Genomic DNA, 16,218 nt, shown 5'->3' on the forward strand with positions numbered 1-16,218 from the left:
AAATCTGCAAAAAAAGAGTACGAGTACTCTTTTCTAATTAAATTCATTTCAATTCAAAGCCTGCACCGACTGCTGCAACCCTTTCTGAATATCCTGAACATGAGTGAGATCATAAGATTGTTGATGCTGCTCTGGCTTCGTTTCATCCGTATAAAACTCCTCAACAATATCCAAGCCCTCTTCACCACCCACCTCAAAACTGGCATTGCCATAGCCCTGCCGTGCCACATGATCTAAAGCTTCCTGATAAAACCCTGCTGCCTTACTTTGCTCATCTATCTGTTTGGCTGAGCTAATTGCATCTTTCAGGTTTATGCCATCCCTTAAGGTTAAATCCACGTAGTAGATCGGCGTGCGATAGCTTTGCGTGGTGCTCTTGCCTCGTAAAGTGAGTTGCAATGGCAGGCACGAAAGCAAATCACCCGATGCGGCATGGTAATAACGCAACCGTGCCGCCAAAGTGCGGATACTGTTAAAGCCTGTGGTTCTAAAGATGAATGTGCCAAACTCATCCGATTCATCCAGATTGACGTAAAGTCGTCCGTAGGGCTTGCACAATCCACCTTGTGCCAATGGGCATAAATCTGGAGATGGACATGGATGTTGCTCAATCCCATGTTGTCCAAGTCGCTGACAGCTTTCACCGTTGCCTGAGCAAATTAAACGTCCAGTTTGGCGGTCAAATAGGCTGTACTCTGCTCTTAAGTTGAGATCAGGATCATTGAAGATCATCCGTACAGGTATGGTTCTGAGTTTTTGGTTTTGTGCTTTAGCTCGTAGTTGTTCATCCAGTGGATGCTTGACCCATCCATCTTTTCCTTGAATTTGACTGGTAATGGTAAATTGGTCATCCTTTTCAGGGAGTCGTTTACCATTCTTTTCGATGATCTTTCCGATACTGATACGACCTAAAACTGGTGGTGTAATTGCTAAACCTTTAATCATGATCATTTCCTTTAAATAAAAATTGGGCATAAAAAATCCCACACCTTTTGAGGTATGGGATCAGTTGGTTTAGTTGAATTTGGGATATGCGTAGCTGTCTTATCCACCATTCGGATAAATCTGAAAGCGTCGTGTTCCTGCTTTGGTTTGCGGAAACTGCTGTAGGTATTCAGGATGCTGTTTCAATAAGGACTTACTGTCTAGGCTGATCGAGTCCTGCGATTTCTTCCATGTGACAGAGCCACCTGTAAATACCGCTCGCTCTGCTTCTTTCATCAGTATTTGCAGTTGATGTTTGAGTTCATCAAAATACTGTTGATGCTGCTCAACCTTATGTCGCTCCTCAAGCAATTGGTTAAACAGATAGTTGGCTTGTTCATTTTGGGTCAAGTCTTCCACCAATAGTGGAATCTGCTCTGGGTAGAGTTGTTGCAAGGCTTTGGCTGCTGAATCTGACGCATCTACACTCGGTGGAATATCTGATTCCACACATTGCCAGAAGTGACGTTCCGCATTAATGATGTGCTGGATCACGGTTTCGTTGCGTGTCACTTTATAGATTTTGGTTTCATGTCCACAGATCAAGGCACAGATATGCGCTGCCTGTTTGCCTGTCACGGCTAATTGATGCTGAACTTGGCAGAGGACATACAGTGGTACACCATCTCTCCATAGTTTTGAGCCATATTCTCCAACGGTTTTACATTCCAAAATCTGCACTTCGCCATTGCCTACCACGGCATAATCCAAATTGGCGAGCATAAAATACTTGTCTTCATCAGGATGTTGCAGCACCGCATTGACTCGACGTACTTTATGGTTGGTATGCATGCTGTAGTATTCTGCCACCAACGGCTCAAGCTGTTTACCCCAGTACAAAGGCGCATAGCCTGCACTTTCATCTTCAATGTTTTGTTGCATCCGTCCTGTCTTAATCATCCATAGTTCGAGCATCGACATATACGGATTCAATCCACATGCAGTTGCTGCATCACTACTGCCAATGCCCTGTTTGCGAACTTCAAGCCATTGTTGGTAATTGAGCTGTTTAGTATTGGCAAGACGTTTGGCTACAGGGGCTTTGGTTTTTCGTGGCTGTTTGTTCGGTCGGTCACGTTTGCTTCGAGTTCCCACCTCAACTTGCTGAGTCGGTGAGTTTTGGGTGGGTGGATTCAGGTTTGGTGAATAAGGTTGTAAAGGTGGATGATTTAAACTGTTTTGAATTTGAGTATGGCTATGCATATTGAATATTCCTGTATGAGTAGAATCGTAAAAGCTAAATTTCGGGCATAAAAAAAGCCACATCTGGAGAATGTGGCGAAAGGTGTTGCTGTGCTTGTACGGCTTGCTTTACCGTATGCTTAGGCTAAATAAATGGGCTTAAATAAAACTGAATGAATGGTATAGTTTTCTTAACCCACCATTCGAAGTGCCTGTTCCAAACCGCGTTGTTTAATCGCTGCCCCTGCGCCAAACCAAGCAGAATCAAGGCGGTGATCGGTACTCATGGCGCGGCGTTCATGGTCGGTGAACTCGGTAATCGCGCACAATAATCCATAAGCGGTATCCTTAGCTGAACTCAGTTCTGCCCCACGCCCATGTCCGTTAAACATGGTCATGACTTTCGACATGGCACGTCCGTTTGGTTCGGTTTTATTGTCTGCTTTGGATGGGTTTATTTGAGTCGCTGTTGCAGCATTACGGTAAAACTGGATAATACTTTCATCCTGTTCAGCCATACTCAGACTGGTATTGTTAAACACCGCATCAAAATAAGCTGCTGCTTCCTGTTGGGTGACTTTACGTTGGCTCAGTTGTTTCATTTCATACATGTGTTCATCCCATGCGCGAACTGAAATACCCAGTTGCTGTTTGACTTTCTCGGCATCAAACTTAGTGCTGTGTGGGACTTTCACCACACCTGCACTGGTGTGCTGTCCTTTGAGGGCAATGGCTAAAGTGTTGTTACAGACCACTCGAATACTGGTGAATTGTGCAGTAGTGGCGAGTGTACCATCACAAGCAGTTGCCAATAAAATGTAGCCATTGCTGACATCCTTGCCTTTTAAGGCTGAGCTTTGTCCTGTCCGTGCCAATGCCCAGAATTTCTTGCCACCTTTCAGCACCCCTGCTGTTTCCAGTTCAAAGCCTGATTGTTCGGTCAGGTCTTTATAGAAGTGTAGGATTTCCATCGGTTGCACTTCCTGAAAGCGTTGGCTGACCACCGATAACGGTGCATGAGTATCAGAACGGTAAAGTACACGCTGTTCTTCAAAAGGCATGATGATGCTTTGTCCCTTTTCATTCTGAGCCATGTAACTGACATCCGAGGATTCGATGCGCCAATCCATTCCTGCTTGTTGTGCCCAGACCTCGATGGGTTGGTTTGGGGTAAGTTCATTGCCTAAACCATGCCAAGGGGTTTGTCCTACAAATGCCATTGTTTCAACTAAATGTGCCATAAGAATAATTCCTGTATTAATTTTAAAATGGGTAAAGCGTTAGATTTAAATTTTGCTGAATACTCAATTGCGTAAATTTGGGCTAAAGCTGCGGTCACAGTGATTGCAGTAATACTGTCTGCAATAGATTGGTTGTAGTGGTTGTTGCTGTTCATCTTCAGTGATCAACATCCAGATACCTCCGATCAGCACCCCAACGATTGCACCTGCAATCGGAGGAATGTTTAGACTTTTAGAAACACTCACTCCTAATGTGGCAAGTGCCATCGGTGACATCACACTGTTAGAAATTGGATTGTTAGTTGAGGTGCTGGGTAAATGTTGGGGTGATTGCAGTTGTACCGTCTCTCTGGACTGGCAATAAGGACATGGCAAACTCATTGTGGTATTTCCTGTAAATGAATAAAAAAGCCTGCTGGGAAAGCAGGCAAAATGATTGCTGTGTATGTGAAACGTTTATTTGATGCTGTCTCGAATGGAGAGGCATCGTTCTCATTTAGATGCTATGTATTTGTATTTTTTTAGAATGCGTTTTTATCATCATTTTTTAGTGATTTTTGAATACTCGGTCTACAGATCAATTGACCTGTTTTTTATCAACGATTATGATGCTAGGGCTGACCTACATCGTCAGTCGGTTTTGACAGACCGTTTACAAAAGGCGCACAACAAACGCGATATGGGTTTTTGTGCGTTCTCTTAAGTCACGCCTTTATGGTGAGGCTAGGAGGGGCACGCTTGCGTGCGCTGATTTCCTTTTGTATCAGTCTGTCAACCCTTCTAGTCTTGCCACCATTATTTGACAGTAATTTGGTAAGACTACTTCTCATTACAAAAGGAATAGTCAACCATGACGCAATTTACTGTGCTTTATTCCCCTGCACTTTCCCCGCCTCTTCGACATTTTATTCCGATTCATTTATCACACGCTTTCGCTGTGTCCTGATTGATTCAAGGCATCCATCCGCTGCTGTTCCTTTATGGGGTTATTCAACAGTGGTGCTTTGTGCTGGATAAAAATCATGGAATTCGTCACACAGCTTATTTGGCGTGTCCTTATTGTGCTCAGTAACAGCATAGCTAGAGCCTATGACAGCCAAGCAAAATGTATTTGAAATTACAGTCAATTTCATAATTCATTTTAAAAAACTTTAAAAATATTGGATGGGGAAATAAGAGGATGAAATACGTTTCAATTGCACTGCTCACCAGCCTTGCGTTGGTCGGCTGCTCAAAACCACAACAAGATAATGTACAGAAAGAAGAACTATCTCAAAAGATTGAAAAAATATCATTGAATGATGAAGCCCCTGCACAGGCTGTTTCTTCTCCATTGATTATCGCTCGAAATGAAATTACACCTCCGCTCACCAAAACAGGTGAAAGCTTTCAGGAATTAATAAAAGATGAGGGATATTTTTCCTTTTATCCGCCGTATAAAACCATCTCTGGATTGCAGATGTTTGCTGAAAATTCGGATGTGGCTGACTATTGTGCAAACTGTGTGCATTTCCAGACCGTTCTGAATGATTTAAGAAATGTACTGGCTTTAAAAAACAATCAGGTTTTAGTGATCGGACATACTGGTCAACAGTTTCCAGCATTCACTTTTGCTTTAGGTGATGACTATTCTTTGCGTGCAGCGCATGATACGGCAATCAATTATATAAGATCGACAATGCAGGTGACTCCACCGCAAAAAGATCAATTTGAGAGTACAGAACAATATCAACAACGTATTCAGACACTTCAAAAAGAACTGGATACTAAAAATGCCCATCTAAATTATGACTTGAAGCTTTTAGAACTTAGTTTAAATGCTACGTCTGGTCAAAGTCTGTTTATGCCAAGCAGCTATACACCGAATGATCGACCAAATGGTCCGATTGATAATTTTGTTTATTACGATGCTGACTCGAAACAATTACATTTTGAGAATATGAATTTCGCATCGGATCTTATTGTGAATTTCACCGCACCATCCACGCCAGAGTTAGCACAAAATATTATTACGGCTGATGGACAAAAGTATGTCGGTTACATTTTCAACTTCAACAACCATAAATTGGAATTAGATAGCTTAGTCATTTATCAAACTAACAATACTCAAGCTGATTCTGCAAATGAACCGATCGCAATCCTTGAACCAAGTACCATGTCCTTTCAACGCAAACATTTCAACGGCATAGAAAATGCCCGATTAAAGAAATTTGATGTGTCGCTGAAAAAACCAATTCCTTTTGATTTCACTCTGGATAACTACACGCCGATCCAGAAGGTATTTAAAAAGATCGATGAGTAATTCCCACTTTTATAAAAGTAAGAAATTGATTTATCTAGCAATTAAATACACAGAGTTGGGCTTTCGCCCAACCCTGTAGATCACAATATTCAATTAAATATAGGCATGTGTAATGAATTTTATTCCATCTATTGTTTTATACAGTATGCTGCTACTGACTTTAACCGCATGTAATTCAGGCAACGATGTACCAAAACCCAAAAATACTCAGACCCAAACAAGTGAGAATAGCACTGCTGATGCGACTGAAACGCCTCAACAATCCGAAGATGATTTTCCAGCCGTTGATAAATCCTTTCTGGAAGATGAATCATATAATGCTGAAGAAGTGACTGAACCCACTGTGCAAGAACAGTTTGAAGTCCGTGTCCGTCGTGAGGAATCTCAATACTCCATGACAGGTTATAGCGATTTATTAAACATCATATCCTTGAACGATGCGCCAACCACCATTACAGGGGTTTTAATCAATCGTGGCAATTGTAGAAGCAAAGGTACTTATGATTACCAAAATATGCGCTATGGTTCTGTGGCAAAGGTCTATCTTGGTTGTTCGGCTGAATATGTGCGTGAAGTGACGGTTACCACCAATAGTGGTTTGACCTATACCTATAATTTTTAGAGATTTAATCACGGAAATTTACTATGGCAAAAAGGCGTTCTAATCAGAGCGCCTTGTATTTTAGAAACTTAATGAGTTGGGATGTTCCCTGTATAGCTTTGCCACAAATAGGAAATATGCTGACTCATATAGCGGTAAATCTTGAGTGGTTCATTTAGAAACTCAATCTGTTTACGCCAGTAGCTACGCATATCGTTGTCCGCAAAGTAACAGTGTTTTTCTTCAAGTAAATATTGAGCTTCTTGCTTAATCTCATACCCCTTATTTAAACAAGTCCCTTTCCATTCCTGCAAGATAAAATCGGAATATGGGGTCTCATCACCAATTACATAAATAATTGCTTGGACTGAGTAAAACCCATTCAGTGACTTAACAATACGCCATTGCACATCATACAACTTATCAGACAATACTTCCGATCGGTGTAATCTTTCCAGCCATTTACGAGTAAGTTTTGGTAATTTAACTTCAGCGTCGAATTGTAAAGGAATGGTAAAAATACAAGGCAAATCATAGAACATACAATTGATCTGCTTATGTTTGTCTAGACAGCGTTTAAACAGTGCCTTTTGAAATTTAATACTTTCATTCATAGGTTCAATAAATTTTGTATATTCCAGTGCAATCCGTCGTTTCAAGAACTTATATTTAAATTGACCATGAATACCCTCTGCATTCGCTATAAGGTAATTGATATTACCGTAATGAGAAAAACCTGCCGTATCAAGCATTGCAACCCAATAAGGGTTTAATTGGAATCCATGTAATGCCATACGATGGTAATGCAGCCACTGTAGGGAATTTAAGAATATACGATAATTCTTATCTATACACTTGGGCGCACGTTTATCCATAACTGCTAGTTTCCCATTTTCAATTTGGGCTGCATTTTGAATACTCTCTCGTAAAAATAAATGGGTATTAACATCTAGCATGAATGGGAGCATTGGTGTCTGTAATATATGTTGTACTTGAGGAGTCATTGCATAATGGGTCATTTCAAGCCTCCTTTTTTCCAGTATTTCCAACAGATTTCCCCATTTTTATTGCAACATCCTTAGCAATATTTTTACCAAAAACACGTATGAAGTAGGCTTTATCATTTCTAAGGTTTTGTTCATTTTCCTCATCCCGCTTAATCCTTTTATGCACAATGAATTGGTCTCTTTTGGTGATATAACGAATGGCTTCAATCAAATATTCGTATTTTTGTTTATCTTTGCGATGCAAGATGCCAATACCTACATCTCGATATTTGCCATTGTGGGCATCAAGATTACAATTATGGTAAGCCCCCTCAATACCAATCACCCTTTTCCAGACCTCACCAATCTGTTGTGCTAGCTTAATGTCCTGTGAGTGTTTACGACCATCGAGAAAGAAAAAACAGTGGTAGTGATAACCAGTTTTTTCGGCAAATTCCAATTTCCATAGATAACCCAATATATGTAAATTTGAAGTCCGCTTTAAATAACGAAGGCATGTGATTAAATCTGCTTTGACTTGGGCAAGTTCAGGGTTTTGTGTTTTTCCATAACGAAAATCGACACGAGCAATGACAATTCTCGAATGTTTAGCCAGTATCGTATCTACACATTCTGTAGCGACCTTTTGCTGATATTGGGAACGTTCCATTCGTTTTTTCTGTTGGTATTTGAATTCCTTTTCTTGAGTTAGCAAATACAAACGTTCAATGAATAGATTAATTAATTCTGCATAACAAATTGAAGTTATTGTTCCATCAGTATTTCTTAGCTGAACAAGATCATTGGGATAATGTAGATAAAAATCAGCATGAAAATACCCCTTTAGAGTTTCGTTATACGCTTGCATAACAATCCTATGATGCTCACAATCATAATGCTCTAGGGGATCAAACCCTTGGATGAGTATTTGCTTTAATAATTCAATGAATTTTTTATCAATAGGCTCATACCATCCATGATACAGAGTGCCTTTGATCTTACGATAAGCCTGCACATAGTTGTGTTTTAAGATTTGTTTTACTAATTCAATTTCTGAGAATATTTTCTCAGCTTCAGGATTTGATCGAATTTCATATTGGTTATATTCAGTGTTGAAATCTAATAAGTAATCCAATGCCAATGAGCTTGAATGCTGATCGTCTGCTGCATTGAAGCATTCTTCATACATTGAATTGAGTAAAGACTGTTGCTCTTCCAATGGTGCTGTAATCTGAATGGGCTGATTAGATGAATCAGTATCAGTTATTTCAGTCTGCTGATTTAGAAAGTGTTCAGGTACTTGTGTTAAGTATTCATGTGCTAAAGCAGGTGTTTGATTATTACTCATAAGATAGGATGATTGATTCATAATAATGAACTTCTCTGTACGTAATTACACCTAACAATTTGTTAATTAAGTCAATTTATATAATAATTAATGTTATTAGATATACTGATCATATAAGTAACACAAATGGTCAGGCGTAAAAATCACTGTAATCCCATGACCTCGAAATCAAGGAATTACAGTGTTATAAGGGTTAATAGGGTATGTGAGAGTTGTAAAGATATCTTGCTAATCTGGTTAGCTTTTTTTTGAATTGATCCAATCAATTATGTCCTGCTCTAACCAACCAACGGCTGATAGTCCCAATCTAATCGGACGAGGAAAAGACGAATCATATCTCTTGGATTTCGGGTTCATTTTGTCATACAGACTTGATTTACTTAAACAGACTAATTCTGTTACTCCTTTCATTCTAAGAATCTGATTTTTTTTGGTTTCTGAGGTTTGCATTGTTTACTCCGATTTAAACCTGATGTGGATGTCTTCGGATATAAATATGCTCTAGAATCCTCAGAAACATCAGCAAAACAAGATTCACAATTGTTAAGTAGCGTATTTAAATGAGTAATCCCGTCTTCGATCATGAAATTTACAGAATAGCTCACCCTGTAATGCAAAAATTAGTAAAGCAAGCTGTAAAAGCAAGAGAGTTTCAAGCAACTTTCCCAAATCTGTATAACGAGTTAATACGTATTAGGGATGTAATATTGAGGCAACTGGTCAACCTGCTAACTGAAAAATATAAAGAAAGAAAGTCACTACCTATTGAGCAAATCAAGATTGAAGTAGAGATAATTGTCTTTGGCAGACAGTTACTCAACCATGTAATGGGATATTGTCAAACAAGGCAATTAGTGGATGAAGATATATTTTTGTTAAACCATTTACTTCAACCAGATGAACTAACATCAATATTTGAAGAACTTTATTGCATATTTTGGGAAAACATCAAAAGTTATGAAGAATGGACACAATTCCCCAATTTTTCGACAAACCTCAAACGTATTTTGAACGAAAAGTATTTCTTACCTGACTTGTTACCATTCTGGGATATTAAATCTCTATTTTTGGATTATCTTAAAATTTATATTGAATATCATAATTTTAAGAATAGCAAAGATATAAAAGGCACAAATATAACTCAAGTCCCTTCATATCACGAAGTTAGGAATGCAATTAAAGGATTGAAAATTTATGGTACACCACTACAGAAGTCCACAAAATCATTTATTGGATGCTCTCCGTTAGATGCCAATTTGCCACCTTCAAAGTTCATAAATCTTCATCTAAATCTAGAAGAGGATGTTAGCAATCTGCCTGTGCTTTTAAGTAAATTTATACATGAATTTATGGCTACAAGATTAGATAATCAGAGAAATGGGACAGATGCCCAGCCTATTATTGACAATAAGGTTTCTGAAAAAATTCATAGCTTGAGCATCATTTTAGATGATTGTGCAAATTCACTTGAAGTACTCAAAAGAGCTGATGCAATTCTTACTGCGCTAATCAGCCTGATTTACTACGATAAAATTTTTGAAACAAAGATCAACAAGGGTAACATCCAGCAGTTTGAATCAGCGAATTATTCTAAATTTATGCTAAGTGAAATTCACGGCTCTGCAAACCAAACTATAATTGAGAATGCTATCAATCAAGATCGTCGCAACTCAATCAATCATACAGGCATGGATTATTTTTCCGATTTGTTCCAAACGCTTTATGAATTACTTGAAAATGATAAAGATATAAAAACCATAAAGCCTAAAAAAGCAACAATATTTATCACTTGTGGTATGAGGGACATACTTTATGAACATACATTTAGTAAAGCAAGTCTAAGTAAAGGTCTAAATGATATGGTGAAAAATTTATCACCAGAAAATTTATATGAGATCATCAATCTGTAAGGATGCAGACAACTTAACAGTCCGTATGATATACCAGTATCATCAAATTTATGGGTTTAACATCACTTACAAGCATCTAAAGAATATGGGTAGATTTATTTTTTTACAGTCTGCCCATAATTATGAATCGATAAAATCTCATAAACAGAATGTATAAGATCAAGAAAACTCATCCAAGATGAAAGTAAAGATAAGCAACAGTAAAAAACCAAATACAACAGACCATTCAAGCATAAGACCAAAGTGGATATTTGCAAAATTCCCCACCTTAAAATCAGTTTGGAATTCTACTAGAAATTTTCTTTCAACTAATATGATGTCCAAATAAGTAAAAAGATGTCTCTTTAGATATCACCTAATCCAATGTTTGATGAGGGGTAGGTTGAGGGGTAAAATCATAGATAAAAAACAAGCCCTTGTAAAAACAAGGGCTTATTTAAATATTTGGCGGAAGCGGTGAGATTCGAACTCACGGAGGACTCACACCCTCGTCGGTTTTCAAGACCGGTGCATTAAACCGCTCTGCCACGCTTCCATGTGCGCAAGAATACTAAGCTTTTCCAATTCTGACAAGAAAAAAATAGACTTAAACCATTCAAATGCATATTGTTTCATCAAAATAGATGATTTTGATTAAAGTTTAGCTGCTATTTCAGCACCTTCACGAATCGCACGCTTTGCATCAAGCTCACCAGCCAATTTTGCACCACCGATAATATGGTAATTTGCTAAAGTTGACTCACCCTCTTGAGGCATTAAGTCCTTAACGGATTCCTGACCTGCACACACCACAATCGTGTCGACGCGTAACAATTGATCATGACCATTGCTTTCAATCCATAATCCTTCATTGGTGACAGACTTGTATTGCACGCCACGCATCATTCTTACCGCATGTTTTTTCAATTGTGCACGGTGTACCCAACCCGAGGTTTTACCTAAACCAATACCCAGAGGTGTGGTTTTACGTTGCATCAAATATATTTGACGAATTGGTTGCTCTACTTCAGCAGGAACAAAACCACCTTCAGTCATATAGTTTGGATTTGGGTCTACACCCCACTCGCGTTGCCAATCTGCCAAAGGTTGCGGTTGCGGCTGATGCTCAGGTTTTAACAAATATTCCGACACATCAAAACCAATACCACCTGCACCAACAACAGCGACTCTGTTCCCAACAGGTGCGCCACGCAAGACTTCCGCATAAGACAATACTTGTGGTGCGTTACTGCCTTCAATATTTAGACCCCGTGGAATCACACCTGTTGCGATCACCACATCATCAAAACCTTCACGTTCTAATTGCTCACGATTCACTTTGGTATTTAAACGTAAGTCCACACCAGTTTTTTCAATCTGAACCTTAAAATAACGTATGGTTTCATGGAACTCTTCTTTACCTGGCACAACTTTAGCAAGGTTAAACTGCCCACCGACCTCAGTAGAGGCCTCAAACAGAGTCACCTGATGTCCACGACTTGCCGCAATAGTGGCAGCTGACATTCCAGCAACACCACCGCCAACAACCGCAATTTTCTTCGGTTTTTTTGTTTTGAGATAAACCAGTTCAGTTTCATGCGCTGCTCGTGGGTTCACCAAACAACTTGCACGCTTATTTTGAAAACTATGATCTAAACAGGCTTGGTTACATGCAATACAAGTATTGATTTCATCAACACGATTGGTTGCGGTTTTACTTACCCAAAAAGCATCTGCCAATAATGGACGCGCCATTTGCACCATATCCGCTTTACCTGCTGCCAAAATTTCCTCAGCAGTATCAGGCATATTAATTCGGTTGGAAGCAATGACAGGTACAGCGACATGCTTTTTCACTTCTGCGGTGTAATCTACAAATGCAGCACGCGGGACAGAGGTTACAATCGTGGGTACACGTGCTTCATGCCAACCAATCCCGGTATTGAGTAAAGTAATACCTGCTTTTTCTAATGCCTGTGCAACAGTGATCACTTCATCCATGGTATTACCGTCATGGACCAAATCGAGCATCGACAAACGGAAGCAAATAATAAATTTTTCACCAACTTTGGCACGAATCGCTTTTACAATTTCGACTGCCAAACGCATACGGTTTTCAATTGGCCCGCCCCAACGGTCTTCACGTTGGTTCACATGGCGACTTAAAAATTGATTCAGTAAATAGCCTTCTGAACCCATAATTTCTACGCCATCATAGCCGGCTTTTTTTGCCAGACTAGCTGTTTCAGCATAATCTTGAATGGTTTCAAGAATCAGTTTGTCACTCATCTGACGTGGTTTAAACATCGAAATCGGTGATTTGATTGGGCTTGAAGATACAACAAACGGTTGATAACCATAACGCCCTGCATGCAGAATTTGCATCAGAATTTTTGCACCATGCTTATGTACAGCATGTGTGACTAAACGGTGTGGTGCAATATCACCTAAAGTATTCATCGTACCACCGGCTGGCAACAACCAACCTTGGCGGTTTGGGGAAATCCCCCCTGTAATAATTAGCCCAACACCACCTTTGGCACGTTCTCCAAAATATGCAGCAAGTTTTGGGTAGTTATAAAAACGATCTTCTAAACCCGTGTGCATTGAACCCATCACGACACGATTTTTAATGGTCGTAAATCCCAGATGGAGTGGTTTTAAGATATTTGCATAGCTATTTGTCATGATGAATCCTTTAAGTTTGGCTTTGCAACTTGTTGCATACTACTTTATCGAGTTTTAATTTTTTTTTGATGGCAATTTTTGATATTTTCATCGTATATAGTGTCAATTCTATCTGTCTTAGGCACAGCGAGAAGCAACACATCTTGATATGACTCAAATAAAAGAAAAGTGTTATACAGTTTTATAACAATCTTCTGTGTCAATTTTCGTTATTTTGCAATATAACTGCTGAATAAAAGTAAATAAGAAAAGGCATCAACCTTATGAGCCACCCAGTATTTTTAACCAGTTCTACCTTTAGCCATATGCCAAGAGGTAGTCAAAATCAATGGGCAGAGTTTTTTCAAAGCGCATCTTTTGAACTCGAAGCAAATGCATTCATTCCGATTTTATGGTTTATGCTGTTTAAGCAAGAAAATATTTTCTGGACAAGATATATAGATGATCTTGATATCAACGATGAACACAACCAAGTTGATCTAGAAGAACGCCAAGAGGACTTTGGTGAGAGTCAGTATGCTTATTTAGTCATTGATCAACAGCAAGCACTCGTCAATTTAGCAGCGCGTAAACCCTTATTTATAGAAATTTTTGGTGTAGAAAATAGCTACCATTTTGATGACTTTAACTCTTTAATCGAACAACATTATCCTGAGTACATTTTATTACGCACCAGTGGTTTACCCTTGGATTTAAATGATGCCCATTTCTTAACCCAATTGCTACAACACATTGAAAATACAGCACAGGATCATTCACAACAAATTTCTTTTATTGAAATGCAACGTATTGAGCTTGCACGTTTTGATGATCATCCTTATTTCTTTTATGGTGTGAATCTACATGCCCCTATTCACGATTTAAATATCAAAGAAAATCAATCCACACCAGATCAAACTGACCCTGCTCCATCTCAACAACCTTTAGCAACTTCTGGATTGGCGATTTGGATTTGTACAGCGATCGTTACGATCTTAACCATTGCAATTTGGTTTACCACACAATCTGCACTCTACACGGTTGTTACCTTCTTTATCAGTGCTTTTGTACTTGGGTTTATTTCCTCTAAATTAGGCGAACAGAAATAAAAAATAGCCATGCTTTTGCATGGCTATTTTCATTAAATAAATCAGTTCATCATCTATTACTTTTTTAACAGACTGTTTATCTGATAAATCACCATAAACAAATCAAATTAACACGACGCAATATCATCACTTCCAGTATTTTAATTTACTGGTCTGCCCAATGCCGACATTAAAGCTATTGGTTGGATCAAGCTTTTGATAATGATTTTTTAAAGTAGGTTTCGCAATATATAAATGCCCTACATTGTGTTCCGCAGGATATTCTGCACCACGGTTATCCAGCAAATGCCACATTTGATGTTCCATCGCCAAAGGATCTACCCCTTTTTTGACAATATAATCTTGATGAAACACATGACAGAGGAAATGTCCGTAATACAATTTATGGGTAATTAAATTATCCATCTCTTGAGGTAACGTCTCTACCCATTCACGGTCGTTACGGCGTAAAGCAATATCCAGCGCAACAATATCTTCAACTTCCGAACGATGCGTATCACGATAGCGAATTGCCGCACCTGCCACTGCGAAACGATGTAAAAAAGCCTTACGCCCTTCTTCATCCGTACAACGGAAAAAATCACCTGATGTTTTATGTTGAAAATATTCGTTTAAAAAGCGTTCGACTTGCTCAACATCTTGATTTTCGATACGAATCATCAAATGATGTTCATATAAATCACGAAACTCATTCATCCGTTTTGGCAAATGATTCGGCAATAGCTTAGTCACCATCTGTAACATTTTATCAGATAAACTGCGTAAGCCTATTTTTTCGAGATACCCATCCACCTTATCTTTTAATGCAAATGCAGCAGGCACTTTTGCCGTACCAAATTTCTCAATAAACATAAAGGTATCTTTGCCATATTCAGCACCGATATCATAGGCAACACGATGAATGTATTCACCCGCAATCGGTAATCTTGGCAAATCTTTGAGTAAGAAACGGCGGATTTCCGTCAAATCATCATGTGAGTTGGTCCCCACATAAAATACCTGACTTGGAATTTTTTCAAAGGTGTCTAAACGTACGGCAAAGACACAGACTTTACCCGCAGAACCTGAAGCTTCAAATAAACGTGATGGATCCGCATTGAAGCGTGCAGGCGTATTTTCATCAACCTGTTTAACATCATGCGCATAACGATGGTCAGAAGCACAACAACTGGCATTATTAATAACATCATTGAGTTGATAGTTTTTATTTTCGAGTTTTGTCAAAATTTCTTCAGGTGTTTCACCCAGATTCACTCCCAAGTGATTGACCAACTCTAACTCACCTGACGCATTGACCTGTGCATAAAGTGCCAGTTCAGTATATGCAGGACCGCGGCGGACCAATGCTCCACCTGAGTTATTACATATTCCACCTAAAACCGATGCACCAATACAAGATGAACCAATCACTGAATGAGGCTCACGGTTATAGTGTGCCAACTCTTTTTCAAGACGATCTAAAGTTGCACCAGGTAAGCAAATCACTTGCTGACCTTGGTTAATCACTTGGATACCCGCCAAACGACGTGTACTCATTAAAATAACGGGTCGGTCGTAATCATCACCAAAAGGTGTTGAACCACCCGTGAGCCCAGTATTTGCAGCTTGCATAATCACAATACAGTCTGCATTTACAGCAGCTTGTAGCACTTGCCATTGTTCAAACAAGGTTCCGGGAACCACAACAGCCAGCACTTGCCCTGAGCCATAACGACGACCCTGACGATACAAGCGGGTAGCATGATCATGAGTTAAAACGTGTTGCTGACCGACGATGTTGATCAATTGCTGAATGGTGTGTTGTGAATCAATATTAGATTGCATTTTCCCTATCCTATTGATGAACCCTTATTCAATCTCATTCAATAAGGCATTCATTCCGACAGCGTTTTTTTCAATATTATTTGTA

At 39.1% G+C, this 16,218-nt stretch carries 13 protein-coding genes and 1 tRNA gene; 4 read left to right on the top strand and 10 right to left on the bottom strand.

The window, feature by feature from the left end:
- Positions 1-48: 48 nt before the first annotated feature.
- The 4 genes from ACZ5QH_RS15425 to ACZ5QH_RS15440 form a co-directional block, all read right to left on the bottom strand.
- Complete coding sequence (locus tag ACZ5QH_RS15425; RefSeq protein WP_005058241.1) at positions 49-945, bottom strand: recombination directionality factor; 897 nt, start codon at positions 943-945, stop codon at positions 49-51.
- 99 nt (positions 946-1,044) lie between these two features.
- On the bottom strand, positions 1,045-2,187 hold the full coding sequence (locus ACZ5QH_RS15430) for a YqaJ viral recombinase family nuclease (RefSeq protein ID WP_005058240.1): 1,143 nt from the start codon (positions 2,185-2,187) through the stop codon (positions 1,045-1,047).
- 170 nt (positions 2,188-2,357) lie between these two features.
- Complete coding sequence (locus ACZ5QH_RS15435) at positions 2,358-3,407, bottom strand: DUF932 domain-containing protein (RefSeq protein WP_005058238.1); 1,050 nt, start codon at positions 3,405-3,407, stop codon at positions 2,358-2,360.
- 63 nt (positions 3,408-3,470) lie between these two features.
- Complete coding sequence (locus ACZ5QH_RS15440) at positions 3,471-3,788, bottom strand: hypothetical protein (RefSeq protein WP_005058237.1); 318 nt, start codon at positions 3,786-3,788, stop codon at positions 3,471-3,473.
- A gap of 799 nt (positions 3,789-4,587) precedes the next feature.
- On the opposite strand from ACZ5QH_RS15440, the gene ACZ5QH_RS15445 reads away from it, so the two are divergent.
- On the top strand, positions 4,588-5,709 hold the full coding sequence (locus ACZ5QH_RS15445; RefSeq protein WP_005058235.1) for a hypothetical protein: 1,122 nt from the start codon (positions 4,588-4,590) through the stop codon (positions 5,707-5,709).
- 112 nt (positions 5,710-5,821) lie between these two features.
- Positions 5,822-6,331, top strand: a complete 510-nt coding sequence (locus ACZ5QH_RS15450) for a hypothetical protein (RefSeq protein WP_005058234.1) — start codon at positions 5,822-5,824, stop codon at positions 6,329-6,331.
- Positions 6,332-6,399: 68 nt separating this feature from the next.
- Here the strand turns inward: ACZ5QH_RS15450 and ACZ5QH_RS15455 are convergent, their stop codons facing one another.
- The 3 genes from ACZ5QH_RS15455 to ACZ5QH_RS15465 form a co-directional block, all read right to left on the bottom strand.
- Positions 6,400-7,329 carry a hypothetical protein gene (locus ACZ5QH_RS15455; protein WP_005058232.1) on the bottom strand — a complete coding sequence of 310 codons (930 nt, stop codon included), beginning with the start codon at positions 7,327-7,329 and terminating at the stop codon, positions 6,400-6,402.
- 1 nt (position 7,330) lies between these two features.
- A complete protein-coding gene (locus tag ACZ5QH_RS15460; protein ID WP_019383896.1) occupies positions 7,331-8,665 on the bottom strand; it encodes a YagK/YfjJ domain-containing protein in 1,335 nt (444 codons plus the stop codon).
- A gap of 216 nt (positions 8,666-8,881) precedes the next feature.
- Complete coding sequence (locus ACZ5QH_RS15465) at positions 8,882-9,094, bottom strand: helix-turn-helix transcriptional regulator (protein ID WP_004699696.1); 213 nt, start codon at positions 9,092-9,094, stop codon at positions 8,882-8,884.
- A 110-nt stretch (positions 9,095-9,204) separates the two neighbouring features.
- Here ACZ5QH_RS15465 and ACZ5QH_RS15470 point away from each other — a divergent pair, with 110 nt between their 5' ends.
- Positions 9,205-10,554 carry a hypothetical protein gene (locus ACZ5QH_RS15470; protein ID WP_004801557.1) on the top strand — a complete coding sequence of 450 codons (1,350 nt, stop codon included), beginning with the start codon at positions 9,205-9,207 and terminating at the stop codon, positions 10,552-10,554.
- A 445-nt stretch (positions 10,555-10,999) separates the two neighbouring features.
- On the opposite strand, the gene ACZ5QH_RS15475 is transcribed toward ACZ5QH_RS15470, so the two are convergent.
- Both ACZ5QH_RS15475 and ACZ5QH_RS15480 read right to left on the bottom strand, forming a co-directional pair.
- Positions 11,000-11,089, bottom strand: a tRNA-Ser gene (locus ACZ5QH_RS15475).
- A 98-nt stretch (positions 11,090-11,187) separates the two neighbouring features.
- On the bottom strand, positions 11,188-13,221 hold the full coding sequence (locus ACZ5QH_RS15480; protein ID WP_004823046.1) for an NADPH-dependent 2,4-dienoyl-CoA reductase: 2,034 nt from the start codon (positions 13,219-13,221) through the stop codon (positions 11,188-11,190).
- A 263-nt stretch (positions 13,222-13,484) separates the two neighbouring features.
- Here ACZ5QH_RS15480 and ACZ5QH_RS15485 point away from each other — a divergent pair, with 263 nt between their 5' ends.
- Entirely contained in the window at positions 13,485-14,309 is an 825-nt protein-coding gene (locus tag ACZ5QH_RS15485; RefSeq protein ID WP_303576236.1) for a hypothetical protein, read from the top strand.
- A 126-nt stretch (positions 14,310-14,435) separates the two neighbouring features.
- On the opposite strand, the gene dld is transcribed toward ACZ5QH_RS15485, so the two are convergent.
- Positions 14,436-16,133: a D-lactate dehydrogenase gene (gene dld, locus ACZ5QH_RS15490; RefSeq protein ID WP_004823050.1), complete on the bottom strand. Its 1,698-nt coding sequence runs from the start codon at positions 16,131-16,133 to the stop codon at positions 14,436-14,438.
- Positions 16,134-16,218 lie beyond the last annotated feature (85 nt).

The organism is Acinetobacter sp. Ac8, from assembly GCF_055392545.1.